The sequence below is a fragment of the Nocardia sp. JMUB6875 genome, assembly GCF_041154655.1.
Taxonomy (GTDB): Bacteria; Actinomycetota; Actinomycetes; order Mycobacteriales; family Mycobacteriaceae; genus Nocardia.
Window position 1 is genome coordinate 24,731 of sequence record NZ_BAAFGR010000042.1, and the last position, 26,494, is coordinate 51,224.

General features: G+C 68.9%; 24 protein-coding genes. 18 read left to right on the top strand and 6 right to left on the bottom strand.

Annotated features, from left to right (window positions below; translation table 11 throughout):
* The first annotated feature begins 68 nt into the window (after nt 1-68).
* The 8 genes from ACAM49_RS13355 (at nt 69) to ACAM49_RS13390 (ending at nt 10,010) form a co-directional block, all read left to right on the top strand.
* Entirely contained in the window at nt 69-1,607 is a 1,539-nt protein-coding gene (locus tag ACAM49_RS13355) for a condensation domain-containing protein (RefSeq protein WP_369635793.1), read from the top strand.
* A gap of 158 nt (nt 1,608-1,765) precedes the next feature.
* A complete protein-coding gene (locus ACAM49_RS13360; RefSeq protein ID WP_369635794.1) occupies nt 1,766-3,049 on the top strand; it encodes a glycosyltransferase in 1,284 nt (427 codons plus the stop codon).
* The gene (locus ACAM49_RS13365) at nt 3,046-4,020 is read left to right on the top strand and encodes an ATP-binding cassette domain-containing protein (protein WP_369635795.1); all 975 of its coding nucleotides are present in this window, start codon (nt 3,046-3,048) and stop codon (nt 4,018-4,020) included. Before ACAM49_RS13360 ends, ACAM49_RS13365 begins: the two co-directional genes overlap by 4 nt.
* Nucleotides 4,017-4,847, top strand: a complete 831-nt coding sequence (locus tag ACAM49_RS13370) for an ABC transporter permease (RefSeq protein ID WP_369635796.1) — start codon at nt 4,017-4,019, stop codon at nt 4,845-4,847. The genes ACAM49_RS13365 and ACAM49_RS13370 overlap by 4 nt, the downstream gene beginning before the upstream one ends.
* 12 nt (nt 4,848-4,859) lie before the next feature.
* Entirely contained in the window at nt 4,860-6,212 is a 1,353-nt protein-coding gene (locus tag ACAM49_RS13375) for a hypothetical protein (protein ID WP_369635797.1), read from the top strand.
* A 78-nt stretch (nt 6,213-6,290) separates the two neighbouring features.
* Complete coding sequence (locus tag ACAM49_RS13380; RefSeq protein WP_369635798.1) at nt 6,291-7,298, top strand: diiron oxygenase; 1,008 nt, start codon at nt 6,291-6,293, stop codon at nt 7,296-7,298.
* Nucleotides 7,299-7,397: 99 nt separating this feature from the next.
* Nucleotides 7,398-8,894 (top strand): flavin-containing monooxygenase, encoded by a 1,497-nt coding sequence (locus tag ACAM49_RS13385; RefSeq protein WP_369635799.1) that lies wholly within the window; start codon nt 7,398-7,400, stop codon nt 8,892-8,894.
* Nucleotides 8,895-8,960: 66 nt separating this feature from the next.
* Entirely contained in the window at nt 8,961-10,010 is a 1,050-nt protein-coding gene (locus ACAM49_RS13390; protein ID WP_369635800.1) for an aminotransferase class V-fold PLP-dependent enzyme, read from the top strand.
* Here the strand turns inward: ACAM49_RS13390 and ACAM49_RS13395 are convergent, their stop codons facing one another.
* The gene (locus ACAM49_RS13395; RefSeq protein ID WP_369635801.1) at nt 10,011-10,712 is read right to left on the bottom strand and encodes a hypothetical protein; all 702 of its coding nucleotides are present in this window, start codon (nt 10,710-10,712) and stop codon (nt 10,011-10,013) included. It abuts the gene before it with no gap.
* Between the two features lie 77 nt (nt 10,713-10,789).
* Nucleotides 10,790-12,346, bottom strand: a complete 1,557-nt coding sequence (locus tag ACAM49_RS13400) for a carboxylesterase/lipase family protein (RefSeq protein WP_369635802.1) — start codon at nt 12,344-12,346, stop codon at nt 10,790-10,792.
* 68 nt (nt 12,347-12,414) lie between these two features.
* On the opposite strand from ACAM49_RS13400, the gene ACAM49_RS13405 reads away from it, so the two are divergent.
* A complete protein-coding gene (locus ACAM49_RS13405) occupies nt 12,415-13,686 on the top strand; it encodes an ROK family transcriptional regulator (RefSeq protein WP_369635803.1) in 1,272 nt (423 codons plus the stop codon).
* 17 nt (nt 13,687-13,703) lie between these two features.
* On the opposite strand, the gene ACAM49_RS13410 is transcribed toward ACAM49_RS13405, so the two are convergent.
* Nucleotides 13,704-14,105, bottom strand: a complete 402-nt coding sequence (locus ACAM49_RS13410; protein WP_369635804.1) for a hypothetical protein — start codon at nt 14,103-14,105, stop codon at nt 13,704-13,706.
* Between the two features lie 366 nt (nt 14,106-14,471).
* Between ACAM49_RS13410 and ACAM49_RS13415 the strand changes: the two genes are divergently transcribed.
* The 4 genes from ACAM49_RS13415 (at nt 14,472) to ACAM49_RS13430 (ending at nt 20,850) form a co-directional block, all read left to right on the top strand.
* Entirely contained in the window at nt 14,472-15,491 is a 1,020-nt protein-coding gene (locus tag ACAM49_RS13415; RefSeq protein WP_369635805.1) for a multiprotein-bridging factor 1 family protein, read from the top strand.
* Complete coding sequence (locus tag ACAM49_RS13420) at nt 15,488-17,908, top strand: aminotransferase class I/II-fold pyridoxal phosphate-dependent enzyme (protein ID WP_369635806.1); 2,421 nt, start codon at nt 15,488-15,490, stop codon at nt 17,906-17,908. Before ACAM49_RS13415 ends, ACAM49_RS13420 begins: the two co-directional genes overlap by 4 nt.
* Nucleotides 17,909-17,980: 72 nt before the next feature.
* Nucleotides 17,981-19,330 carry a M20/M25/M40 family metallo-hydrolase gene (locus tag ACAM49_RS13425; protein ID WP_369635807.1) on the top strand — a complete coding sequence of 450 codons (1,350 nt, stop codon included), beginning with the start codon at nt 17,981-17,983 and terminating at the stop codon, nt 19,328-19,330.
* Nucleotides 19,327-20,850 (top strand): YfcC family protein, encoded by a 1,524-nt coding sequence (locus ACAM49_RS13430; protein WP_369635808.1) that lies wholly within the window; start codon nt 19,327-19,329, stop codon nt 20,848-20,850. Before ACAM49_RS13425 ends, ACAM49_RS13430 begins: the two co-directional genes overlap by 4 nt.
* Here ACAM49_RS13430 and ACAM49_RS13435 read toward each other — a convergent pair.
* Nucleotides 20,847-21,428 (bottom strand): TetR/AcrR family transcriptional regulator, encoded by a 582-nt coding sequence (locus ACAM49_RS13435; protein WP_369635809.1) that lies wholly within the window; start codon nt 21,426-21,428, stop codon nt 20,847-20,849. The two genes, ACAM49_RS13430 and ACAM49_RS13435, sit on opposite strands and share 4 nt — an antisense overlap.
* 67 nt (nt 21,429-21,495) lie before the next feature.
* On the opposite strand from ACAM49_RS13435, the gene ACAM49_RS13440 reads away from it, so the two are divergent.
* The 3 genes from ACAM49_RS13440 (at nt 21,496) to ACAM49_RS13450 (ending at nt 23,773) form a co-directional block, all read left to right on the top strand.
* Entirely contained in the window at nt 21,496-22,812 is a 1,317-nt protein-coding gene (locus ACAM49_RS13440; protein ID WP_369635810.1) for a family 1 glycosylhydrolase, read from the top strand.
* 128 nt (nt 22,813-22,940) lie between these two features.
* Nucleotides 22,941-23,102 carry a hypothetical protein gene (locus ACAM49_RS13445; protein ID WP_157514249.1) on the top strand — a complete coding sequence of 54 codons (162 nt, stop codon included), beginning with the start codon at nt 22,941-22,943 and terminating at the stop codon, nt 23,100-23,102.
* Between the two features lie 23 nt (nt 23,103-23,125).
* Nucleotides 23,126-23,773, top strand: coding sequence for a disulfide bond formation protein B (locus ACAM49_RS13450; protein ID WP_369635811.1), 648 nt, complete (start codon nt 23,126-23,128; stop codon nt 23,771-23,773).
* On the opposite strand, the gene ACAM49_RS13455 is transcribed toward ACAM49_RS13450, so the two are convergent.
* A complete protein-coding gene (locus ACAM49_RS13455; protein WP_369635812.1) occupies nt 23,774-24,766 on the bottom strand; it encodes an LLM class F420-dependent oxidoreductase in 993 nt (330 codons plus the stop codon). It lies immediately after the preceding gene.
* A 31-nt stretch (nt 24,767-24,797) separates the two neighbouring features.
* Entirely contained in the window at nt 24,798-25,256 is a 459-nt protein-coding gene (locus ACAM49_RS13460) for a MarR family winged helix-turn-helix transcriptional regulator (RefSeq protein ID WP_369635813.1), read from the bottom strand.
* Nucleotides 25,257-25,362: 106 nt separating this feature from the next.
* On the opposite strand from ACAM49_RS13460, the gene ACAM49_RS13465 reads away from it, so the two are divergent.
* Together ACAM49_RS13465 and ACAM49_RS13470 are read left to right on the top strand one after the other, a co-directional pair.
* Nucleotides 25,363-25,686, top strand: a complete 324-nt coding sequence (locus ACAM49_RS13465; RefSeq protein WP_369635814.1) for a rhodanese-like domain-containing protein — start codon at nt 25,363-25,365, stop codon at nt 25,684-25,686.
* 59 nt (nt 25,687-25,745) lie between these two features.
* On the top strand, nt 25,746-26,435 hold the full coding sequence (locus ACAM49_RS13470; RefSeq protein WP_369635815.1) for a dienelactone hydrolase family protein: 690 nt from the start codon (nt 25,746-25,748) through the stop codon (nt 26,433-26,435).
* Nucleotides 26,436-26,494: the final 59 nt, after the last annotated feature.

A 26,494-nucleotide genomic window follows, 5' to 3' on the forward strand; every position in this document is an offset into this window, starting at 1 on the left:
CTCGCCGTGATTCATTTACGGATTTCTTACGGTGGCCGTCGCGACGGAATTAGATGAGGGAGACGGTCATGGATTACACCCACCTGTCCGAATTCGCCGTGCGCCCAGGCGCACTCACCCTGTGGCGGGCCGAACTGGCCGCCGGAGCCGACTGGGCCACCGACGAGCGACCCTTCACCAGCGTGCATGTCCGTCACTGCCGGGAGGCCGATGCCGCCGACCCGCGGCCGGGCCGGGGCCGCTGGATCGGAACAATCTTCGAAATGGACGCGGCCCTCGACGCCGCGCACTGGCGCGAGACGGTGCGGCTGTGGCACGCGCGACACGAGGGCCTGCGCACCACCCTCGCCTCGCACACCGAGCCCGAACCGCAGCGGCTGGTCTGCGCGGCCGCCGACGTCACCGTCGCCGACGAGCCGGTGCCCGGCGTCACCGGATCCGAGCAGATCAACGAATACCTCACCGGCACACTGGAATACCGGCTCTCCCCGCTGCGCTGGCCGCACTGCCTGCTGGCCACGGTGGAGCACGCCGAGACCGGCGACTTCACCGTGCTGGTGGCCGCCGATCACTCGGTCATGGACGCCTATTCGCAGGCCATCGTCATTCTAGAGCTGCGCGCGCTGTATCGCGCGGTCGCCCAGGGCGAGCCGGTGCGCGAATCCCCGACCTTCGGCAGCTCGGCCGACTTCGCGCACTGGGAGCGCGGCGCCGCGGCCGCGCTCACCACCGCGTGCGAACCCGTGCGCTACTGGCGGCGCTTCCTGGACGGCTCCGGCGGCATGCTGCCCCGCTTCGAACCCGCCATCACCGCCGGGAGCAGCGCGGTGTCCGAGCGGGCGCAGCTCAGCGTCTCGCGAAAGCTCATGCCCCTCAACGATCTCGAACGGGTCGAGCAGGCTCTCACCGAGCGCGGCCACCGCCTGTCGGTTGCCGTCTTCACCGCTCTCGCGATCGCCTACCGCCGCACCTTCGGCTACATCTCGCTGCGCGCCATCATGCCCATCGCCACCCGCCCCGACCTGCGCTGGCTCGAATCCATGGGCTGGTTCGTGAATGTCGTCCCCATCGACATCACCCTCGCCCCCGACCTGGACGTGGACAGCGCCCTGGAAACCACCCGCACCGTGCTGCGTCGTTCCCGAATCGCCAACGACGCCACCTGGACCCGAGTCCTCGAACTCCTCGAGTGCACCGACCGCCCCCGCTTCGGCATCTCCTTCCTCGACATCCGAGCCCTCCCCGACTACCAACTCGTCGAATCCCTGCGCGGCCACACCCTCCGCGCCGAGTCCTACTCCGGCGACGAGGTCTTCTTCTGGATAGTCCGCGCCGCCGACGGCCTCCGCCTCTCCACCCGCTTCCCCGCCTCCTTCCCGGCCGTCGAAATGGACCGCTTCCTAGCCGAATTCACCAAAGCCATGGCCGAATTCGCGCCTGGAGCCTCGAAGGCGCCCGCCACCGAAGCGGCCGCTGATCCGTCGGCAGCCGCGGGCCGGGACAGCGGCCGAACCGCCGCCGCACTCGCGCCCTTCGGCGTCCCGGGCGAGGCCGGTGGCCACGCCCCCGCGACAGCGCCAGCCGAACCCATCCCGGCCCGGGTGTGAGCCATGCGAGCGCTATCGAAAGGCACAGTCGCTCACGGGGATAGCCGTCCAGGCGGCCTACTGGGCCGGGACCCCTCCGGCCGCAGCCATCATCTCTCGGTCGCGTCCGGACACCCGGCGGTCCGGCCCTGCCCCGGCTACCGGGTCGGAGGGCCGCGATGAAGATGCTGCTGGCCTTCGCGGGCAGCCGGGGTGACGCGCAGCCGGGTGTGCTGATAGGGCGGGAGCTTGCGGGCCGAGGCCACGACGTCACCGTGGCGGTATCGCCGAATCTGGTCGGATTCGCCGAACGACACGGGGTTTCGGCCGTGCCCTTCGGGCTGGACAGCGATGAACTGCTGCGGGCGCAGCGCGACGACGCGCGGTTCCGCCACATCAATCCGCTCCGGCGCGTCCAGGCCGTCGTCGACCTGCAGCGGCGCGGATTCGGCGAGGCAGCGGCAGATCTGCTCGCCCTCGCCGAGGACAGCGATGTCCTCGTCACCGGGATGGCGTGCGAGGAGGTCGCCGCCGAAGTCGCCCGCCACCACGCCATCCCGCTCGCCGCTGTGCATTTCTTCCCCATCCGACCCAGCCGCAGTGTCCCGGTATTGCCGGTGGACCGGGCGCGCCATCTGCCCGCGGAGTTCAACCGGCTCGGCTGGCACGCGCTGACGATGGCGCGCGCCCGGGCGCTGGCTCCCGAGATCGCGGCCTTCCGTCGAGCCGCCGCGGCCTCGGCGACGCCGGGGCGGATCGCGGGCCGAGAAGTCCCGGCATACACCGCGATTCAGGCGTACGACGCGGCATTGTTCCCCGGCCTCGCGGACGAGTTGCCGGGCCTGCCTTTCACCGGGTTCCCGGTACCCTCCGACAGCGACGTCCGCCGCCCGGACCTGGTCGATGAACTATCCGAATGGCTGCGCGTGGGACCGGCTCCGGTCTATGTCGGCTTCGGATCGATGCCGATCACCGATCCGGTGGCGACGGAATCGATGGTGCGGGAGGCGGGTCGGCGGCTCGGCAGGCGAGTTCTGCTGGCGGGATCCATGTTCCGCCATCGGATCGGCGACGGGCTGGCAGTGGTCGATCAGGTGGATCACGGGGTTGTGCTGCCGCTGTGCGCCGTGGCCGTGCACCACGGCGGGGCGGGTACCACCGCGGCGGCGCTGCGGGCGGGGGTGCCGTCGGTGATCTGCTCGGTGCAGGCCGATCAACCGTACTGGGGGCGGCAGATCGAGGCGCTCGGGCTGGGGGCGACCACGTCGTTCGCCGGACTGACCGCGAATCGGCTGGAGCGGTTGCTGATTCGGGCGACCGAACCCGAGGTGGTGGCGTGGGCGGCCGCCTTCGGTGCGGGGTTCCGGGACGACGGGGTCGCGCGGGCCGTCGATGTCATTGAATCCATTACTCCGGACAGGGTCGTTCGCGAGGTTCCGGCGAGGATCGGAGGCGTGCTGTGAGCACGGAGATCGCTATCGAAACCCGGGGGCTGGGTAAGAGTTTCGGAACTATGACCGCGGTGGAGGCGGTCGATCTGAGCGTCGCGGCGGGTACGGTGTTCGCGCTGCTCGGTCCCAACGGCGCGGGGAAGACCACCACCGTGCGCATGCTGGCGACGCTGCTGAAGCCGTCGCGCGGTACCGCAACGGTTTTCGACTACGACGTGGTCGGGCAGGCCACCGCGGTGCGGTCGATGATCGGGCTCACCGGGCAGTACGCGGCCGTGGATGAGAACCTGACCGCCTGGGAGAACCTGCGGCTGTTCGGCAGACTGCTCGGGCTGACCAAGCGCGCCGCGCAGGATCGTGCCGCCGAACTGCTGGAGGAGTTCGAGTTGACCGGGGCGGCGCAGCGGCGGGTGAGTTCGTTCTCGGGCGGCATGCGGCGGCGGCTGGATCTGGCGGCGACGCTGATCACGGTGCCGCCCTTGATCTTTCTGGACGAGCCGACGACCGGGCTGGATCCGCACACCCGCGAGCGCATGTGGGGTGTGGTGCGGGGCCTGGTCGGGCGCGGCGCCACGATCCTGCTCACCACGCAGTACCTCGAGGAGGCCGACGCGCTGGCCGACCGCATCGCCGTCATCGATCACGGGACCGTGGTGGTGGAGGGGACGGCGGGGGAGCTGAAGTCTTCGATCGGGGAGGAGATGCTGAGGATCGATCTGGTCGATCCGGCCCAGGGCGCACTGGCCGATGCCGCCGTCGAAAGGCTCACCGGCACAACCCCGTTGCACGGCGACAATCCCGCCACCCTGACCGTCCCGCTCGACGATATCGGCACCGCCGCCGACGTGATCACGGCCTGCCGGGACAGCGGAATCCGCCTGCGCGGCTTCGGCGTCGACCGTCCCGACCTGAATTCGGTGTTCCTGGCGCTGACCCAGCGCCCGGCCCGGCCCTCCCTCCCGGCAGAAAGGGCGAGCGCATGACCCTCGTCTCCGACACCGTGCTCGTGCACCCGACCGCCCGCATCGCACGGCAGCCGCGCATCACCCAGGTCGGCCTGCGCGCCGGATTGGCGCAGTCGCTGTTCATGGCGCAGCGCGGCATGCAGACCTTCCGGCACAGTCCGCAATTGCTCTACGACGCCGTCCTGCTGCCGATCGTCGGGCCGCTGCTGTTCGGCAATGTCTTCGGCAAGGCCATCGCGGGCAGCCTCGACGCCTACCTGCCCACGCTCATCCCGGGCGTGCTGGTGCAGATCGTGCTGACCTCCTCGGTCGCCATGGGAGTGCAACTCTCCGAGGACATCCGGTCCGGCGTCTTCGACCGCTTCGTCTCCATGCCCATCGCCCGCTTCGCGCCGGTGGCCGGGGGCCTGCTGGCGGGCGCGACCCGCTACGTGATCGCCGCGCTCATGGTGCTGCTGGTCGGCTTCGGCATGGGCTACCGGCCCGAGCATCCCCTGGGCCTGATTCTGGGCGCGGCCCTGGTGGTCTTCGCCACCACCGCCATGAGCTGGCTGTTCGCCTTCATCGGCGTCACCGTGGCCAAACCGGCCGCGGTACAGGGCATGTCGATGCTGGTGCTGACCTTCGTCAGCTTCGCCTCCAATGCCCTGGTCCCGGTGGCCGCCATGCCCGCCTGGCTGCGCCACGTCTCCGACTACAACCCCGTCTCGCATCTGGTGGCGGCCGTGCGCACCCTCGCCGACTCCGGGTCGGTGGGTTCCGACTTCGCCTGGTCGGTGGGTGCGGCGCTGGTCGTCGCGATCGTGTTCGCGCCCTTGACCGTTCGCACGCTGCGTGCCCGCTGATCCGGAGAAGCCATGACCGCGGTCCTGAACCGGCTCACCGCCGATGACGATCTGTTCCTGAAACTGCACGACCTGTACGGCAACGCCCTGGTCAACCAGCTGGCCTGGCGCTTCGACGAACCGCTGGATCCGGCTGTGCTGCAACGCTTTCACGCGCACCTGGCACGCGGCTTCCTGGCCCGGCGGGTGATGACGACCGCGGTGCCCTTCGCCCGCCCCTGGTGGGTCCCGGCCGAGCATTCGGAGCCGCTCGCCTATCAGACCGAGACGGTGCCCGAGATCGGTGTCCTGGACTGGTTTTTCGAACAGAGCCGGGTCGAGTTCGATCCGATCGCCGGGCGGGTGTGGCGACTGTCGGCAGCGCCGACCACCGACGGCGGCACCCTGCTGTCCCTGGTCACCTCGCATGTGAGCTCGGACGGCGGCGCGGTGCTCTACGCGGTCGGCGACGCGCTGCGCCGACTGGACTCCGGCCGAACCCCGGATACCGCAACCAGTTCGGGACGGCTCGTCGGCTCGCTGCCGAGAACCGGCCTGCTGCGCACCCATCTCGCGGACGGCGTCGGCCAACTGCGCGCCGCCGCGCTGAGCCTGCGGGCCGCCTTCGAGTCCCGCGGTGTCACCGAGCCCGAACGCAATCCGCGCCCGGAGGAGCCCCGGCGACTGCTGCCGGACACCTATTCCGCCGCCGACCTGGTCCTGGAAGTCGATGCGGCCGAATGGACTTCCGTGGCGGCCGCCCACGACGGCACGGCCAACGGCCTCCTGGTCGGCGTCGCGGTCGGCATTCTCGGCCGCAGCGGCCGCGTCGCCGACGGAACCTCCGCCCGCGTCGACATCCCGCACTCCATGCGCGGCCACGACGACCCGCGCGCCAATGCCACCACCGGCCTGCCCATCGCCGTCCCGTACCGCAAGGGCGAGCGCACCGACCTGCGCCACATCCGCACCGCCATCAAACAGGCCGCCCTCGCCTACGCCGACCCGGCCACCACCCCCTCCCTGCAGCACCTGCAACCGATCCAGCAGATGCTGCCGAAATTCGTGCTCGGCTACTTCTCCCGCACCGCCAAGGCCCCCGAATGCCTGTGCACGAACCTCGGCGAAACCGGCCAGGGCGTGGCCACCATCGCGGGCATCCGCGCCCGCTCGGTCCTCATGCGCCCGGTGGTCTGCACCGGCGAAACCGACCTCTTCCGCCGCGTCGAGATCGGCCTCAATCTGTCCTGGTCCAGCGACGGCGAGACCGTCACCCTCGCCATCACCGGCGCGGACCCCGACCGCTTCCCGACCCGGGCCGCCCTGCGCGACTACGTCATCGACGAATTCGAATCCTGGGGTCTGCGACCGCGATTCTGGTCCTGATCTTTTATTGACGGCCCGCCAGTGTCGGTGTAACCATGGGTAACAGTTACTTAGGTCACTCTTCGAGAGGCTCTGACAATGACGTCAGCACCCGTCAAGACCGACCCCACGGTCGAGATCGCGCGGCAGTACGCCGAGAAGCTCCTGCTGCTGTCGCAGGGTTCGGTCGACAAGCACTTCGATCCTTTCACCGATATCGATTGGGAGAACCCCGATTTCGCGGTAAGCCCGGACGACAAGCGCTGGATTCTGCCCGTCTCCGGTGACATGTTCGCCCGTCACCCCTGGTATCAGGCGCAGTCCGAGGCGCGCAAGATCGCCATCGGGCTGTGGCGGCAGGCCAATATCGCCAAGGTGGGCCTGCAGTTCGAGACCCTGCTCATCGGCGGCATGGTGCAGCACACGTTCAAGCTGCGCAACGGCTCGCCGGAGTTCCGCTACTGCACCCACGAGGTCATCGAGGAGTGCAACCACACCCTCATGTTCCAGGAGATGGTGAACCGCATCGGGATCGACGTGCCCGGCATGGGGCCGATCCTCAAGCAGCTCACCTTCATCGTGCCGCCGCTGGCGTCGCTGTTCCCGAATCTGTTCTTCATCGCGGTGCTCTCCGGCGAGGAGCCGATCGACCACGTGCAGAAGGCGATCCTGCGCGCGGGCGAGGAGGTGCATCCGATCATGCGCGGCGTCATGGCGATTCACATCGCCGAGGAGGCGCGGCACATCTCCTTCGCCCACGAGTTCCTGGAACACCATGTGCCGCAGGCGGATCCGCTCAGCAAGTTCGTGCTGTCGCTGGCCTTCCCGATCGTCATGTGGATCGGCGGCCGCGCCATCGTGATCCCGCCGCGCGCGTTCTTCCGGGAGTTCGACATCCCGCGCTCGGTGCGCAAGGACGTCTTCTTCGGGTCGGAGGAGTCCAAGGAGGCGTTCGCGGGCTTCTTCGGTGACGTCCGCGCGCTGGCCACGCGGATCGGGCTGATGAATCCGGTGTCCAAACGGGTCTGGAAGGTGCTCGGCATCGACGGCCCGACCACCCGGTACCGCTCGGAACCGGATCGGCCGGGCCAGGTCAGGGCCGCATAGCGGGCATTGCCCGGCCTAGTAGACGTTACCTAGATTCACATGTAATACTCGGTGCGCCCGGACGCCGGTGTCCGGGCGCGACCAGAAGCGAGTACTTCAATGACGCGGCATGTCGACGTTCTGATCATCGGCGCCGGCCTGTCCGGTATCGGTATGGCTGCCCATCTGACCAGGGAGAAGACCGGGCGCAGCTACCTGATCCTGGAGCGGCGGACCGCCATCGGCGGCACCTGGGACCTGTTCAAGTACCCGGGCATCCGCTCCGATTCGGACATGTACACCTTCGGCTACGGCTTCCGGCCCTGGCACGGCACCAAGGTGCTCGCCGACGGACCGCACATCCGCCAGTACATCGAGGACACCGCGCGCGAGTACGGCGTCACCGATCACATCCGCTTCGGCCGCAAGGTCACCAAGGCCGCCTGGTCCAGCGACCGGGGCGTGTGGAGCGTCGAGGTGCTCGACGAGCGCAGCGGCAAGACCGAGACCTACACCAGCGACTTCCTGGTCGGCTGCACCGGCTACTACGACTACGACAAGGGCTACCGGCCCGCCTTCCCCGGCGAGGAGAACTTCGGCGGGCAGATCGTGCACCCGCAGCACTGGCCCGAGGACCTCGACTACCGCGGCAAGAAGGTCGTCGTAATCGGTTCCGGCGCAACCGCTATCACGCTCATCCCGGCCATGAGCAAGGACGCCGAGCACGTCACCATGCTGCAGCGGTCACCCACCTACATCGCCGCGCTGCCCGCCGACGACCCGGTCGCTGTCGGCTTCAAGTACGCGAAAGTCCCCGCCGCCCTTGCCTACAAGGCCGGGCGGGCGCGCAATATCGCGCTGCAGCGCGCGAGTTACCAACTCTCGCGGACGAATCCGAAGCTGTCGGCCAAGCTCATGCTGGCCGCGGTGCGCGCCCAGGTCGGCCCGAATGTCGACATGAAGCATTTCACCCCGAGCTACAACCCGTGGGACCAGCGCCTGTGCGTGGTCCCCAACGGCGACCTGTTCCGAATCCTGCGCAAGGGTGAGGCGTCCATCGTCACCGACACCATCGAGACCTTCACCGAGAAGGGCATCCGCGTCTCCTCCGGCGAGGAGATCGAGGCCGACATCATCGTCAGCGCAACGGGTCTCACCGTCCAGATGCTCGGCGGCGCGACCCTCGAGGTGGACGGCGAAACCCTCGCCACCCGAGACCTGGTGGCCTACAAGGGCGCGCTGCTCGGCACCGTCCCCAACATGATGGTGGTCCTCGGCTACACCAACGCCTCCTGGACCCTCAAGGCCGACCTGGCCGCCGAGTACTTCTGCCGCCTGCTGAACCACATGCGCGACAACGGATATACCGAGGTCGTCGCCGTCCCCGAGGAAGGCGATCGCTCCGAGGCGTCCCTCATGGGCGGCGCGCTCACCTCCGGCTACATCCAGCGCGGCGACGGCGTCATGCCCCGTCAAGGCACCCGAGGCCCGTGGCAGGTCATCAACAACTACTTCCGCGACCGCGCCATGCTCCGCAAGGCTCCCCTCGAGGACGGCATCCTCCGCTTCCGCCGCACCACCCGCGCCGCCGTCCCCGCCGAATCCCGCTCCGCCTGACGATCAAGCCAGTGGGTGGCCGGCTGGATCTTTCGGGTTGCCGGGGGACGGTCGCAGGATGGAGGTATGACTACTGCGTCCGCCTTCGAGAGCCTTGTGCGAGATGAGTTCGCGCCTACCACCGTCTATCTGAACGCGGCCTCGACGGGGTTGCTGCCCCGGTCCGCGCTGGCGGCCGTGGTCGCGGCCGAAGAGCAGCGCATGCACGGGGAATTCGATATCCCGGGCGTGGATTCGGTGATCGATGACTGCCGGGCCGCGTTCGGGCGGCTGACCGGGTTCGCCGCCTCACAGGTGGCGGTGGGGTCGCAGGTGTCGCAGATGGTCGGCCTGGTGGCGCAGAGCCTGCGGCCGGGCGCGAATGTGCTGGTGCCCGAGCACGAATTCAATTCCGTGCTCTGGCCTTTCCTGGTGCGGCCCGATCTGAATGTGCGGGTGGTCCCGCTGGCGGAGATCCCGACGGCGATCCGGCCCGGTGATGATGTGGTCGCCGCCGCGGTGGTGCAGTCGGCCGACGGCGCGGTGCTGGACATCGCCGCGACCGTTGCCGCGGCGCGGGCCCACGGCGCGCGCGTGCTCTTCGATGTGAGCCAGGCGGCGGGCTGGCTGCCGCTGCACGACACCGGGGCCGACTGGATCATCGGTGCCGGTTACAAGTGGCTGTGCGCTCCCAAGGGCACCGTCTTCCTCGCGGGAACGCCCGCGGCCCTGGACACTCTGACCCCCACCGCGGCGGGCTGGTACGCCGGATACAACCCGTGGGAGACCTGCTACGACGGCCCGCTGCGGCTGGCCGAGGACGCGCGCCGCTTCGATGTCGGCCCGGTGTGGCCCGCGTGGATCGGGCAGCGGCGCAGCCTCGAACTCATCGAGCGGATCGGTGTCGAGACGATTCACCGCCACGATGTGGCGCTGGCGGATCGGCTGCGCAAGGGACTCGGCCTGCCCGAGGGCAATTCGGCCGTGGTGTCGATCGAGGTGTCGGAGCGAACCCTCGAGCGGGTGCGTGCCGCACGGGTCGTCGGCGCCGTGCGTGCCGGGCGGTTGCGGTTGGCGTGCCACCTGTACAACACCGAGGAGGACGTGGATCGCGCCCTCGACGTCCTCGTCGACTGATCAGATCGGCTGGAAGCCGCTGCCGACGCCCTTGCCCGCGTCGACGGCCGCCCGCACGGTGTCGAAGGCGACCGCGATGACGGGTGTGTGGATCGGGTTGTTGGCATCGGTGCAGCTGAAGCGGAGCACCCGGGTATCGCTGATGAGCGGAGCCGAGACGATCCCGACGAGTTGGTCACCAGCGGTCACCGGGGCGCCCGAATCGCCGTAACTCGAACACGCCTGTTCCATGAACCCGACCGGGCTGGACGCCCAGACCACACCGCAGCCGACGCCACTGGTCCGCCCGTTCTGGCAGACGATGCTCCAGGCCGGGGGCGCGGCCGCGAGTCCGGCGATGGTGCCGCCATTGACCGTGCGCAGCGGCGTGACCACGCTCGGATCGAATTCGATGACGGCGTAATCGAGTTGCGCGTCCGAGTCGCGCACCACGCCGACCACCCCGGCATCGGGGAACTGCTCTCCCCGCACGGGCGTCCCGGCCTCGGCGCAGTGTCCGGCGGTGAAGCCGACCAGGCGGCCCGCCGCGTCGTATCCGATGGTGGTCAGGCTGCATTTGGTGGACCGGCCCAGCACCAGCCCCGACCCGCCGCCGAGCGCGGCCTGGGAGTCGCCGGGATCGGCATTGGCCGCGGGCGCGGCGGCGAATGCGCAGGCCACGATCACCGCGGCCGGTGCGATCCAACGCTGCGCCACCTGCATGCCGTACCACCCATCCGACTCGATGTCTTTAGCTACACGGTAGCCCGCGACGGCGGAGATAAACCGTGCCCTTCGGATCAGCGCAGCCAGATCGGTCGCTGTGCGGCAAACGGATCGGACTGGACGTGCGGTGCCGCGGACCAGATCATGGTCTCGCGCCGGTCGAGAGTGTAGCGGGGCCAGGCCGGACCCGGGTCCGCGTTGCTCACGAACGACACCCACGCCCGGTGGACCGCGTCGGCCAGCGATTGTGGCGGGTTGTCCCCCGCGATGGCGGTAACGCCGTCCTTCCGCAACACGTCGAAGGCGAACGGGACGTCCAGGCAGTGGAACGACTGTCCTTGGAACTTGGGCGCATTCGAGGTCCAGGTGAACTCGTAGAGCCAGGTGGGCTGGCCGCGCCCGGCCCGCATCTCGGCGACCCGGAAGGACGGCATCCGGATGATGGCATCGCTCTGCGCCTGTCCCGCAAGCTGATTCGCGTTCAGACCGGGATAGGCGAGGCGGAAGCCGTCGGCGGTCGTGGGCGCGAAACCGAGCGCGCCCAGCGCCACGGGGAGTGTCGCGTCGGTGACCTGCGGTGTCTCGCCGCTCAGCGAGGCGGCGTTGAACTCGTGCGCGGTGAAGCCGATCATCAACGGAATATCCTGGTCCGCACCGGATTTCAGGACCTCGGCGCTGGTCGCCGGAATCAGCGTGCCATCCGCCCAGGGGGCCAGGCCGAGCAGGGCGGCGGCCCCGCTGTCCGGGCCGGGCGCGCGCAGCTTGTCCTCCATGTCCTGCAGCTGTGTCTTGCTCACGTCGCGCAGCGCGGCGGCGGTGGCGGGCAGGCCGTTCCGCTTGGTGAACAGCGCGGACACGGCCAGCGCGGTGGCCCGGTCATTGGGCTGGGTGACCGCGCCGGACTCCGAAATACCCGCGCGGAAAAGGCCTTTCGCGGCCGGGGTGTTCATCAGCGCCCACACCGCGCCGCCGCCCGCCGACTGCCCGGCGACGGTCACCTTGGCCGGGTCGCCGCCGAAGGCCGCGATATTGTCGCGGACCCAGGTCAGCGCCGCGATCCAATCCAGCACGCCGCGATTGTCGGGGGCGTCGTCCAGGTGCAGGAAGCCCTCGATGCCCAGCCGGTAGCCGACCGACACCAGCACCACGCCGTCGCGATTGAAGGCCGCGCCGTCGTACCAGGGACTGGCCGGGCTGCCCGCCACGAAGCCGCCGCCGTGAATCCACACCAGGACCGGCAGTTTCGCGGCCTTGTCCGGCTTCGGTGTGAAGACGTTCACGGTCAGGATGCCGTCGCCGGGGATCGAGGGCTCGGGGATCGCGGTCACCTCGGCCAGCTGCTTGACCTGCGCGGTCGGGCCGTACTTCGTGCAGTCGAGGGCCTCGGCCCAGGGAATCGGCGGCTTGGGCGCGGCGAAGCGCAGATCGCCCACCGGCGGCTGCGCGAACGGAATCCCGAGGAACGCGACCCCGGTCTCCCGCCGCTCACCCCGCACCGGGCCGTACGCCGTGGTGACGGTGTCCGTGTCGGTCGTGCCCGACCCGGATTTCCCGTTCGAACATGCCGCGGTCAGGGCCAGCACCCCCGCCCCCATCAGTAGCGTCCGTCGTCCGATCTGTCCCGCGGCCATGCCAAACCCCTGATCCACCATTAACGTCAATGCTTGAAATAATTACCCGACACCCTAATCTCAACCCCGTGGATCCCGCACCCCCGCCCAGCGACTCGGCCGCCATCCGCCGCCGCAACCTCGGCCTGGTCCTGCGTCACATCGCCGACCACGGCCCCTGCGCCCGCACCGAGGTGGCCGCCGCGACCGGCCTGGCCCACGGATCCGTCACCGCCCTCGTCGCCGACCTCACCGACCGCGGCCTGCTCCGCGAGGACGACGCCCTGCGCTCCGGCACCCGCGGCCGCCCCGGCCGCCCCCTGCGCCTGGTCCCCGACCGCGCGGCCGTCGCCGCCGTCCAGGTCACCTCCGAACACCTCCGCATCGCCGTCGCCGATCTCGCGGGCGAGGTGACGCGGCGCGAAACCGTGGCGCACGACCTCGCACCGGGCACACCCGAGGCCATGGCCGACCTCATCGCGGGCGTGATCGCCCGGCTCGCGGACGCGGTGTCCCGGCCGGCCGCCGAGCCCGCGACCGCCGCGCGAGCTGCGGTGGCCGAGGGCATTCCCGGCCCGATGCTGGCGCGTGTCGTGGTGGCGATGGCCGGGCCGGTACGCGACGACGCCGCCCAAACCGTGGTGGTGGCACCGGATTTCGGCTGGATGGGGCCGGTCCGCCTGCGCGATCTGGTTACCGCGCGCCTGCCGGAGCTGCCCATCGCGATCGACGTGGTCAATGACGCGAACGCCGCCGCCCTGGCGGAATTCCATGCCCTGGACCGTGATTCGCGCGGCCTGGTGCTCATCGAGGCCGGAACCGGGATCGGCGGCGGCGTGGTGCTCGACGGCCGCATTCATACCGGCAGCCACGGCATCGCGGGGGAGCCCGGCCATCTTCCGGTCTCGCTCGACGGCCCCGACTGCCTGTGCGGCGCCCGCGGCTGCCTGGTCTGCTTCGCGGGTCCGGAGGCCGTCTACGAGGCGGCGGGGCTCACCGATCTACTGCGGCAGCGAGGTTTACGGAGTGCCGAGGCCGAGCTGCTGGCCCGGCTGCGCCGCGACGACCCGCGTGCCACGGCCGCGCTGGCGACCGCCGCGCGCGCCCTGAGCGCGGCCGTCCTGTCCATCACCGCCCTCCTCGACGTCGACGAGGTCGTGCTCGGCGGCCTGCTCGCCGAGTGGTATCCGTGGCTGTCCCCGGCGCTGGAGGCCGACCTCAGCGGCCGCCGGGCCCTCGCCCCGGGGCTCGGTCTCCGGATCTCACCGTCGGCCCTCGGTGAGGACGGCATCGTGGCCGGTGCGCTCGGTTTCGCCCGCCGCGCAATCCTTTCCGATCCGTCGCTGGTTCCCGGACGGTGACGGCACCCCTCCGGCCGTCACCGCCCGTGCCGCCCCGCGGGACGGCAGCACCAGGGAGGTCGCCGATCGGGACGGCACCGGGGGTGGCCGGTGGCGGCGCATCGGCGCGGGGTGGGTCGGTGATCGCGCTCTTCGTAGCGATCCCACAGCAGCGCAACGACTTCGGGGAGGGCGAGGCCGAGTTCGGCGGCGCGCAGTTCGGCGAATTCGAGGGCCTGTTCGGGATCGGCGGGCGCGGGATCGCTGAGGATCTCGTCGAGCACCATGCCGCTGCGGGCCTGTTCGAAGGTGAGCAACCGGTTCGGGAGCCAGGAGAGCACCCAGGAGTCCGTGGGAAGGGTTGTGCGAACCGCGATCTCGGGCGTCTTGTCGCTGCGGACGGTCTCGGGGTTGATGTCGAGGGCCATGAGGTCGGACACCTCCTCAAATCTGGTTGTAGCACTAACGATACCCACGGGCATCGATGGCAAAAAGCCAGAAATTATGCTCATCGGAGATACTTGGTAAGCGAATTGTGCTTATAGATAAGCGATACAGACAGCAGCAAGGCCGGATATCGTAGATGACAAGCACTTTGGCTCTCGACAGCCGTTCGATTGACGAGTTCGATGCGGAACTGGACGCGACTCCGCATGCCAGCTATAGCCCTTTCGCCCGTTTAGCCTGGCTTGTAAAAGATTCCGGGGAACCTTGCAAGTCCTGCGATGGCGAAAATGACACACCGTGCTTAGGATGGGCTTCGCATGACACGTCGGGGCAAACGCGGAACATGAGGGGAGACGAGCATGTCTGGCTCGGCCTCGGACGGCGAGGTTATCGGCGTGACGGTCAAACGACTGCGCCGGCAGCGTGGCCTCACTCAGGAGGCGCTGGCCCTGCGGGTCGGCTGCTCGCGCAGCCTGATTCAACAGATCGAGAACGGTAAACGCGTGCCCCCGTCCGCGCAGCGCGAGAAGCTGAGCTGGGCGCTGGGGGAGCGGCTGCCCGGCGTAGGCGACGAGACCGATGCCGACGAGGCGCTGCGCGATCTGCGTTTCCGATTCGAACAGCTGCTGAGCCGCAGCCCGGAAATCGCCGACCGGGTCGTCGGCCTCGGGCAGAGCCTGGTCGCGCTGGAGGACACCGGCGACGAACTCGTGCCACTCCGGGAGATCGCCGATCGGCAGCTGGACCGGGCCGCGGAGGTCGTCGCCCAGATCCCGTCGGGCAGTGTCGTTGTGCGGGAATGGAATACGGTCAACGACTGGCTTTCGGTGCTGCTGCGGGCGCAGCGCAGGATCTGCGCCATCCACTCCGCCGAACTGGGCGCCATCGGCGGCGATATCGGCGACGAGTACCACCGCGCCATCCTCGGCAAGGCACGCTCCGGGGTGTCGGTGCAGCGTGTCTATGTGCTGGACGATGTCGACAATGTGGTGCCGTACGCGGACAAACTCTGGCAGCAGGTCAAGGCGGGCGTGGAGACGATCCTGGTGAAGCGGGATTTCGCGCCCAACGCCCAGGGCATGCTGATCGTCGACGACAGCTATGTGCTGGCCGGTGACTACGACTTCCGCCGCCGGGAACGCGACTCCAGCCGGTTCTCCACGCTGCGGCACGATGTGCAGACCGCGCTGCGCAAGTTCAACCACCTGCGTGAGCTCAGGACTTACGGAATGGCGCTGGTCGTCAACGATCTCGTGGAGGAGACGGGTTTGGCCGCGTTCGAGCGCTTGGACAATCAGGATTGCCGGCCCCGGTTCCATGCGGCGCTGCACCGCGCGTGGAACGACGAGGATCCGGGCACCGAGAGCGCACCCAGGTGAGCCGACAGACCGTACCGCCGAACCCGCTCGACGCGGCGGACCGCTCGGATCAACGCAAGCGGACCGCGCGGGTCTATCTCGACGGCGCGACCCGGTTCCCGGGTACCGAGGGGCGGATTCATCACGGGATCATCGACGCCTACCACGGCGAGACCGGGCTGCCCATGGCCGAGAACGCCGCGGCCGCCCTCAATTCGGCGTGGGCGCAGGTGATGTCCGGCCACGGCGGGGCGTCGGGCGGCATATACGCCGATCGCGAGGACGGGCTGCCCTACGACAAGAAGCAGCCGCTGATCCTGCGGCGGCTGGCGGCGGACCGGCTGTTCGCACGAATCGCGCAGCCCACCTCCGAAATGCCCGGCGTCGACATCGATCTCGCGGATGTGATCGTCAGTCCGTACTCGAGCATGGTGCTGCTGGAGGAGGCGATCGCCACGCTGGCGCGCCCGGGCGGGGTCCTGGTCTGCCCGGAGGGCTACTACAAGAGCGTGGCGGGGCACATCACCAAGTACGGCCTGCGCATGGTGATCAGTCCGGTGACCGCCGACGACGACTTCCGGATCGACCCGGAGGCCCTGGCCCGCACCCTGGAACACCATGCGGCGCAGGGCGATCTGTGCGGGGTGCTGCTGACGCTGCCCGGCAATCCGGTGGTCGCCGACTACACCGTCGAGCAGCTGGTCGAGATCGGCCGGGTGCTCGTCGCGGCCGAGGTGCCGGTGATCTGCGATATGTCGTTCGACCTGCTGGTGGACGGGCACATTCCGATCGCCTCGATCGTGGTCCCCACCGCCGACGGGCCGGTCCGGCTCTACGACCGGGTGCTCACCATCACCGGAAACTCCAAGGCCTTCAACGCCTTCGGCCCGTGCAAGCTGGGCGCGGCGTGCTCCGGGGACGGACAGTGGCTGGCCGCGATCCGCTCGCGGCTGCGGGTGGCGTTCCAGCGCGAGTCCACGCATCTGGCCCGCGCCACCATCGAAGGCACCTCCGAGGACTACCTGATCCAGAATCGCAAGATCCTCAGGGAGCGAATGGAATTCGCGCGGCAGCGGGTGGCCGGGATCAATGACAGATTCGGGACCGCGCTGTTGCGCCCGCTGGGCAGCAGCGACGGCATGTTCCTCACGCTCGAATTCGACACCGAGGTCATGTCCGCGGCCGCGGTGCGCTCCAGCGCGGATCTCGAGGACCTGTTGCTGATGGCCGCGGGCGTCGACTGCGTCGCCCTGGACCGCACCGGATCGCCGCGAATGGGTGTGCGGCTCAATGTGACCACGCCCCGGCGCGCCTCCGGCGACGCGGGCGCCGACCTGGTCTCGGAGCTGTTCGATCGCATCGAGCGCCTGCTCCAGCGGATCGACGGCGGGCTGACCTATTCCGGCGCGCTGCTGGAACGGCGGATACCCGCCCGGTCCGCGCGGGTCGCCACGGTGGGCGTGCTGCGCGAGACGGCCGCGGGCGAACTGCGGGTCGCCGCGACGCCCGAGGATGTGGCGACCCTGGTCCGGCGCGGGCTGCGGGTGCTGGTCGAGCAGGGCGCGGGCTGGCGAGCCGATTTCACCGATGCCGAGTATCGGGCCGCGGGCGCCTCGGTGGTCGGCGGACCGGAGCCGGTCTTCGCCGCCGCCGATGTGGTGGCCTGGGTGAAACCGCCCGTCTACGAACTGGATTCGATGCCGATGCGCAGCGGTCAACTGCTCTTCGGGTTCCAGGATCCGGTGCAGCGCAGTCGGCACATCCACCGGCTGGGCAGGCGCGGGGTGGAGGCCGTCGCGTTCGAGCACATGGCGGTATTCGACCACCTGCCACCGGGTCCGGATGCGGCCGAGCTCGATCCGCTCACGGCCATGAGCCGGATCGCGGGTGGGGTGGCGTACCGGGAAGGCAGGCAACGCCTGCGCACGCGGCAGCCGGATCCCCTGGTGCGCGCCTTGGTGATCGGCTGCGGCCAGGCCGGGCTGGCGGCTCTCGACGCCGCGGTCGCCTGCGGTGATGTGCCGCCGACCGCCATCGGCCGCCGGGCCGAGCAACGGGCCGCCGCGCTGACGCACGGCGCGAGCGAATTCCTCCTCGCTCCCGGTCCGGATCAGGTGGCCGAGTACATCGCGGCGGTCCGTCCGAATCTGGTGATATGCGCTGCGGGACAGCGCGGTACGCCCGCGCCGATGCTGCTGGACCGCTCCGGCCTGGCCGCCCTCCCGCCCGGTGCGGTAGTGGTCGACCTGACCGCCAAGTCCGGCGGCAACTGCGTGGTGACCCGCGCCGACGGCACCGTGACGCTGGCGAACGACGTCACGGTGATCCACCGCTCCAATTTCCCTTCCGCCCGTCCCACTCTCGCGAGTCGCGCCTACGGCGCGGCCGCGACGGCCGCGATCCTGCGGTTCAGCGCGACCGCGGCGGGTGATCCCTAGCGGCGGGAGTGCGGCCCGCGCGTGTCGCCTGAGATTCGCTGGAATCGGGCCCGGAGGTGGTTCGATGGGGGCATGGAACTGCGCCAGGATCTGGGTGGGACTGTCGACGGGCTGATGCCCGAGTTGAAGGGGCTGCTCGAGCAGCTGGTGGCGATACCATCCATCGCGTTCCCGGACTATCCCAAGGAGAACGTCCAGCGCGCCCACGACCTGGTCGCCGAGGAGTTGCGGAAGTCCGGCGTCGGCGAGATTCAGGTGTTGAATCTGCCGGACACCTCGCCGGTGATCTACGGGCGGATCCCGGCTCCCGAAGGAGCGCCGACCGTGCTGCTCTACGGGCACTACGACGTGCAGCCCTCCGGGGATGAAAAGCTCTGGAACACACCGCCGTTCACGGCCACCGAGAAGGACGGCGCGATCTACGGCCGCGGGGCCGCGGACTGCAAGGCCAATGTGGTGGCGCATATCGGTGCGCTCCGGGCCTTCGGGGGCAAGCCGCCGGTGGGCGTGACGGTGGTGATCGAGGGCCAGGAGGAATACGGCTCGGTCTTCGACGACTACCCGGCGGAGAAGCCGGAACTGTTCCAGGCCGACGCGCTGCTCATCTGCGACGCGGGCAATATCCGGGCGGGCCAGCCGACGCTGGTGACGGCGCTGCGCGGGGTGGCGGACGTGTTCGTCGAGGTGCGCACGCTGGCCGCGCCGGTGCATTCGGGGCAATTCGGCGGCGCCGCGCCGGATGCGTTGCTGGCCTTGATCTCCGCGCTGTCCACGCTGCACGACGCCGACGGGAATGTGGCGGTGCCCGGGCTGCGCCGCGACAAGTGGCAGGGGGCGAACTACACCGACAAGGAGTTCGCCGAGGTGACCGGGATGGCGCCGGGCATGCCCCTGCTCGGGACCGGGCCCATCGGCGAGCGCATCTGGTACGGCCCCGCCATCACCGTCATCGGCCTGGACGCGCCCCCGACGAAAACCGCTGCCTCGGCGGTGGTTCCGTATGCGAAGGCGTATCTCAACGTGCGCGTGCATCCGGAACAGGATCCGGCCGAGGGGCAGCGGGCGGTCATCGAGCATCTGAAGAAGGTCAAGCCGTACGGGATCGAGCTGGAGGTGACCGGCGGTGATGTCGGCGCCGGATTCGCCGCCGGCACCAGCGGTCCCGCGTACACGGCCATGGGGGAGGCCATGAAGAAGGCGTGGGGCGTGGACGCCGTCGACTCGGCCATGGGCGGATCGATTCCGCTCACCAATTCGATGGCCGCGGCCAATCCGAACTCCGAGGTGCTCATGCTCGGCGTCGAGGATTCCAAGTGCAATATGCACGGCTTCAACGAGCGGGTGCTGGTGAGCGAGCTGCGCAATGTGGCGCTCGCCGAGGCCGAATTCTTCCAACTCTTCGCGGACAGGATGCGCAAGTGACCGACGCCGGGATCATCGAGGCCGAGCCGAAACCCGCACCGCGCAAGCGGAAGTGGGCGTTCCCGTCCACCTACACCATTCTGGCGGGCGTCACCCTGGCGGTCTGGCTGGCGGCCTTCGTGATTCCGCCGGGCGCCTACGACTCGGACGCCGACGGGCATCCGATCGCGGGCTCCTACCACCGCATCGAGGACGCGAAGAGCTTCGGCGCGCGGGTGCGGGATCTGTTCCTGGCTCCGGTCAACGGCCTGTACGGCATTGAGGACGACAAGACCGGCCAGGTCGCCCCCGATGCGGTGGGCTCGCTCTACGGTGCGGCCGCGGTGTTCCTGTTCGTGCTCGCGGTGGGCGCGTTCATCACCGTCGCGTTCGCGACCGGCGCGCTCGACAGCGGCATCGGGCGGCTGGCGTTCAAGCTGCGCAACAAGTCGTATCTGCTGATCGTCGGCATCATGGTGGTGTTCGCCATCGCGGGCACCGTGGAGGGTTTCGCCGAGGAGACGCTGGGCTTCTACGCCCTGCTGGTGCCGTTGACCCTGGCCCTGGGCTACGACCGGATGACGGCGGTGGGCGCGATCATCGCCGGTGCGGGCATCGGCGTGCTGTGTTCGACCGTCAACCCCTTCGCCACGGGCACCGCGTCCTCGGCGGCCGGGGTGGCGCTCGGTGACGGCATCGTGCTGCGGCTGGCCATGCTGGTGGTGCTGACCGCGGTCACGGTCGCGTACGTGGTCTGGTACGCCCGCCGCGTCAAGGCGGATCCCGACAAGTCGTGGTCCGGTTGGCAACCCGGGGACCGCGACGTGAAAGCCGATGAGCATGAACCTGATCCGATGACCGCGCGCCAGATCGCGGTGGTGTGGCTGGTCGGCCTCACCTTCGCGTTCATGATCTTCGCGGTCATCCCGTGGGGCACGGTCGTCAACGGGCAGGGCGCGAAACCGTTCCCGTGGGAACTGGGTTGGAGCTTCTCCGAGCTGACGGCGCTGTTCCTGGTGGGCGCGGTGGTGGTGGGCCTGGCCGGCGGGCTGGGCGAGGGGAAGATGTCGGAGAACATCGGCAAGGGGTTCAGCGACTTCGTCGGCGCGGGCATCGTCATCGTGCTGGCCCGCGGCGTCACGGTCATCATGAACAACACCCAGATCACCAGCACGGTGCTGCACGCGCTCGAGGGCGTGGTGTCGGGCACCTCGTCGGCGGTGTTCGCGGTGGGCGTGTTCCTGGTGAACGTGCCGCTGGCCTTCCTCATCCCGTCCACCTCCGGGCACGCCACCCTGGCCATGCCGATCATGGCCCCGCTGGCCGACTTCGCGCACGTGCCAAGGTCTTTGGTGGTGACGGGCTGGCAGTCGGCGTCGGGCTGGGCGAACCTGGTCACGCCGACCACCGCGGTGGTCACCGGTGGTATCGCCCTGGCCAAGGTGCGCTACGACCGCTACGTGAAGTTCATCGCCCCGCTGATGGCGATCCTGTTCGTGCTGATCTGCGTGTTCCTGGCCGTCGCGGCCTGGATCGGTTAGGCGTCCGGGAACGGCATTCCGGTGTACTGGGTCCAGAACCGATGGAGGTGGAACTCCATATCGAGGGAAGGGTCGATTAGCCAGCGCGATTGCAGCCCATCGCTCAGCGCCATGAACGCGGTCGCCATCACCTCGGGATCCACGTTCTCGGGGACCTGGCCCGCCTGCTGCATCCCGCGCAGCAGTTCGGCGAATCCGGCGGTGCCGCGTGCGTAGTGCTCGCGCATGAACTCGTGGGCGGGGTGACGGGGATCGGCCGCGGCCGCCTGCATGTGCGTGAACAGCTCGATGAGCCCGGGCACCTGGGTATTGCGCCGGACGATCTCGACCAGGATCCGCGGACCGGGCTCGTCGAGGATGCTCGCGTCGATCTCATCGCGCTTGCGCAGGACCGCGACGAACAGCTCCTCCTTGGAACCGAAGTAGTGCAGCAGCCCGCTCTGGCTCAGCCCGACCGCCTCGGCCAGCTCGGCCACCGAGGTCGCCAGGAATCCGCGTTCGGAGATCGTGCGCAGGGCGGCCTCCAGGATCTGCTCCCGCCGTTCGATGCCCTTCCCGTAGGGTCCGCGTTTCGCCACCCGGAAAGTCTAAAGGGACTCTGAGAGTTGCTTGTCCTCCAAAACCGTGGACTGTACGGTTTTCGGCATGGGATCCCGCCGCCGCATCCTCAGCCTGGCCGTCGTGGCCGCCGCCGCCGCTTTGACCGCGACCGCCGCCCCGGCCTTCGCCCGCCCGGAGCCGCCCGCGCGCGTCGCGCCGCTGGGCTCGGATTTCCTCTGGGGTGTGGCGGCCTCCGGCTTCCAGTCCGAAGGCCATGCGCCGGACAGTAATTGGTCCCGTTACGCCGCCTCCGGCCAGACCCAGGACCCGTACCACGATTCGATCGACTTCTACGACCGGTACCTGTCCGACATCCAGTTGGCGCGGGGGCTGGGCGTGAAGGTGTACCGGATCGGCATCGAATGGGCGCGGGTGCAGCCGCGGCCGGGTGTGTGGGACGAGGACGGACTTCGCTTCTACGACAAGGTGATCGGCGCGATCGAGGCTGCGGGCATGCGGCCCATGCTGACCCTCGACCACTGGGTGTATCCGGGCTGGGAGGCCGACCGCGGCGGCTGGAACCACCCCGAGATGGTCGCGGACTGGCTGGCCAACGCCCGAAAGATGGTGGATCGCTACGCCTCCGGCAATCCGCTGTGGGTCACCTTCAACGAGCCGACCATGTACATGATCAACGAGGTCCGCCTGGGCACCCTGCCCGCCACCGCCGTCCCGGTCATGCAGGATCGAATCGCGCAGGCGCACAACGCCATCTACGACTACATCCACCAGGTGCAGCCGGGCGCGCAGGTCACCAGCAATGTCGCCTACATCCCCACCGCCGAGGACGCGGTGAACGGCCCGCTGATCGACAAGATCGCGCCCAAGCTGGACTACATCGGCATCGATTACTACTACGGCCTCTCGCCCGATGCGCTGCGCTCGCCCGTAGGACTCGACATGTGGAACAACCCGCTCCAGGCCGACGGCATCTACTATGCGCTGGAACACTATTCGCGCGCCTTTCCGGGCAAACCGCTCTACATCGTCGAGAACGGCATGCCCACGGAGAACGGGAAGCCCCGCCCCGACGGCTACACCCGCGCCGACGACCTGCGCGACACCGTCTACTGGATCCAGCGCGCCAAGGCCGACGGCATGAACGTCATCGGCTACAACTACTGGAGCCTCACCGACAACTACGAATGGGGCTCCTACACACCGCGTTTCGGCCTCTACACGGTTGACGTCCTGACCGACCCCACCCTCACCCGCCGCCCCACCGACGCGGTCCCGGCCTACACCGACATCACCCACGCCGGTGGCGTCCCCGCCGACTACCGCCCGACCCGCGACCCGAAGCCCTGCTCCCTGGTCGACGCCCTCGCCAGCTGCACCGACCCGGTGACCGTGCCCCGCTAGACCACCTGGCGACTCCTCCGGATGTCATAGGCCGGTTCTATGGGTGCATCGAAACGGGGCGTCTACCAGCGTGTTCTCGTCGGGTGAAAAGTAAGGGGTGACCGAATCCCCGACGAAATCAGGACACAATGTACACCCTCCTCTTCGCTCTCATCCTGCTGTGTGTGGTGGCGGTGGTACGCGGCTGGCCGCGGGGCTATGCGATGGGTTTGTGCTCGGCGACCCTGGCCCTGTCGGTTCTCGCTTTCCTTCCCCACGTCATCGATCACTCGTTCGTCCTCGACCTGTGACCACCACCCCAGGAGCTGATCTCATGACCACCCTCACCGCCCCCGCCGGCACCGGCGCCCGGGTCACCACCGATTCCCCTTCGCTCTCCAACAAGCTCGGCCTCTGGTTCGCCCACGTCTACGTGATCGGCATGTGCGCCACCCTGCTCGGCGCCTACACCTTCCAGTTCGTGCTGTGGGAGTACCCCTGCCCCATGTGCCTGCTGCAGCGAATGTTCTTCCTGCTCAGCGCCATCGGCCCCGCCTACATCATCGTCCGCTCGCGGACCGGGTCGGTGACCACCCGCGAATTCGCCTCCGGCTGGGGTTGGGCCGTCATGGCCGCCATCCTCGGCAGCTTCGTCTCCGGAGCCCAGGTGCTCATGCACATCGTGCCCCCGGATCCCGGCTACGCCGGCGCCCTGTTCGGCCTGCACCTCTACACCTGGGCCTTCATCACCTTCGTGATGGCCGTGCTCGCCGCCGGAATCGTGCTCTTCCTGGCCGCTTTCAGCGAACCCGGCCGGGTGAGCGCCACCTCGCAGGCCCTGCGCCGGGCCGCCCGCATCACTCCGGCCGTGCTGTTCACCTTCGCCGCCACCAATCTGATCGCCTGCTTCTTCCTCCAAGGCCTGCACTGGAAGATGAGCGGGGATCCGACCGGCTACGAGTTCTTCTCGTTCTTCCGGTGATCAGCGCAGAGCGGGAATGACCTCCCGCTCGAACAGCTCCACACCCGATGTTTCGTAGGCTGTCTCAGGGAAGTAATGGATCGAGTAGCCAAGGCCGAGATCCTTTACCTGAGACAGCCTTTCGACGATCTGTTCCGGGGTGCCGACGGCGGGGGAGTTCCGGAACAGATCCTTGACGTGCTGGGCCGCGCCCTCGGCGCCGACGAAGGGCGTCAAGCGTGCCTCCAGCGCGGAGAGTCGCTCCTGCACCTCGCCCTCGGTCGCGCCGACCAGGGTGTTGAAGTTCGAGCTGCGGGTGATGGCGTCGAAATCCGTTCCGACCGCGGCACAGTGGCCGCGCAGCAGCTCCGACTTCTGCGCGAAGGTCTCCGGATCGCCCGCGAAGTTGGTGTACTGCGCGTACTTCGCCGCGATGCGCAGCGTCACCTTCTCGCCGCCGCCCGCGATCCAGATCGGAATGCCGCCCTCCTGCAGCGGAAGCGGACGCACGATTGCACCGTCGACCTGGTAGTGCTTGCCGTTCAAGGTGGCCTTGCCGGTGGTCCAGGCCTGCTTGAAGATCTGCACACCCTCGTCGAGGCGGCCCAATCGCACACCGGCGGAGGGGAATCCGTAGCCGTAGGCACGCCACTCGTGCTCGTACCAGCCGCCGCCGATACCCATTTCCACGCGCCCGCCCGAGATGAGATCCACGGTGGCCGCGACCTTGGCCAGATAGGCCGGATCGCGGTAGCTCATGGCGGTGCACATCTGTCCCAGCCGGATTCGTGAGGTGCTGGCCGCGAACGCGGACATGAGTGACCACGCCTCGTGGGTGGCCTCCTCGGTCGGCACCGGCACGGTGTGGAAGTGGTCGTAGACCCACAGGGATTCCCAGGCGTCGCCGGAGTCGGCCCGCCGGGCCAGGTCTCGCATCACTCCCCATTGCGCGGCGGGATCGATTCCGACCAGATCGAGCCGCCAGCCCTGCGGGACGAAGATGCCGAAACGCACTAGATATCTCCTCTGTTCGAGTTCGGTGTGGTCACCTCGGCCGCTGATCGACGTCGGCCGGGCCGAGCACCTTGCGCAGCGCCGCGGCCACGGTCTCGAGTTCGGCCTTGTCCAGTCTGCCCCCGAAGCGCGCCTCGATCCCGGCGAGATAGTGCGGCGCGGCCTCGCGGAAGCGGCGGCGGCCGGTATCGGTAATGCTCACGAACGCCGATCGCCCGTCGTCGGGATTGGATTCACGCCGCACCAAACCGTGCGATTCCATCTCGGTGACCAGCCGGCTCACCCGCGTGCGGCTGAGTACCACGCGTTCGCCCAGGTCGCTCATCCGGAGCCGGTGCGGCCCATCGAGTTCCAGCAGGACGTCGTACCAGCTCAGCGGCAGCCCGGTGGTCCGGCGCAGTTCGGCGTCGAGTTCGGGCACCAGTTTGGCGTGGACCTGCAGCAGGGCGGCCCAGGCGTGGACGGCCGGATGGGATCGGGAGGTGGACACCGCCCCATCATAACCAGTTGCGTGCGCGCGCACGTAAGTAGTAGCGTGCACACGCACACACTTTCGTGCGCTAGAAGTTCGATCCGATGTTCCGAAGGGAAATCCCATGACCGCACTCATCACTCGCGACGAACTCGTCAAGGAGATCGAGGCCGGATCGGTGATCGTGCTCGACGCCCTCGGCGGCGAGTACTACGCCAAGGCGCACCTCCCCGGCGCGCTCGCCCTGGTCGAGGCCGACGTGGAAACCAAGGCGCCCCAACTGCTCCCGGACCTCGACGCGGCCATCGTCACCTACTGCTCCAACCCCGCCTGCGCCAACAGTCAGTTCGTCGCCACCAAGCTCGAGCAGCTGGGCTACACGAATGTCCGCAAATACCGTGAGGGCATTCAGGATTGGACCGAAGCGGGCCTCCCGATCGAGAGCTGATTGTCCCAGACACGTTAGGATGCGGTCACTGGTTCCGTCCACGACCGAGGGGTTCGACGATGAGCTCTATCCAGCTGACCACGCCTAACGGACCGATCGACGCCTATGTCGCCACTCCGGCCGGGGCAGGACCCTGGCCGGGTGTGGTGGTCCTGCACGACGGCCTCGGCATGGGCGCGGACGTCCAGGGCACCGCGAACCGCCTGGCCGCGAACGGCTATCTCGCCATCGCCCCGAACCTGTTCGCGCGCGGCCGCGTTCGCTGCGTGCCCGGCATGATGCGCGAGCTGCTGGCCAATGGCGACGGCGTCACCGTGCACGACATCCTCAGCGCCCGCGCCCATCTCATCGCGGATCCGAACTGCACCGGCCGGGTGGCGGTGGTCGGCTTCTGCCTGGGCGGCGGCTTCGCACTACTGGTGGCCACCAAGGGTTTCGACGTCGCGGCGCCGTTCTATCCGTCGGGCCGCGGCAATTACGACGAAATGCTGCGCGGCTCCTGCCCGGTCGTGGCCAGCTACGGCGCGCTCGACCCCGCGAATCCGGGTCGCGGACCGAAACTCGAGAAGGTGCTGGCCGACCAGAACATCGCTCACGACGTGAAGACCTACCCGGGCGTGACCCACTCCTTCGCCAATATGACCCCGGCCGAACCGCTGCTGCGCGTCACCGGCCTGGGCTACAACGAGGAAGCCATCGAGGACGCCTGGAAGCGCATCTTCGGCTTCTTCGAAACCCACCTGCGCTGATTCCTCGAAACCGTTCGAACGGGATCGGGTTCAGTCCCGGACCGTGATCGAGAGGCGGG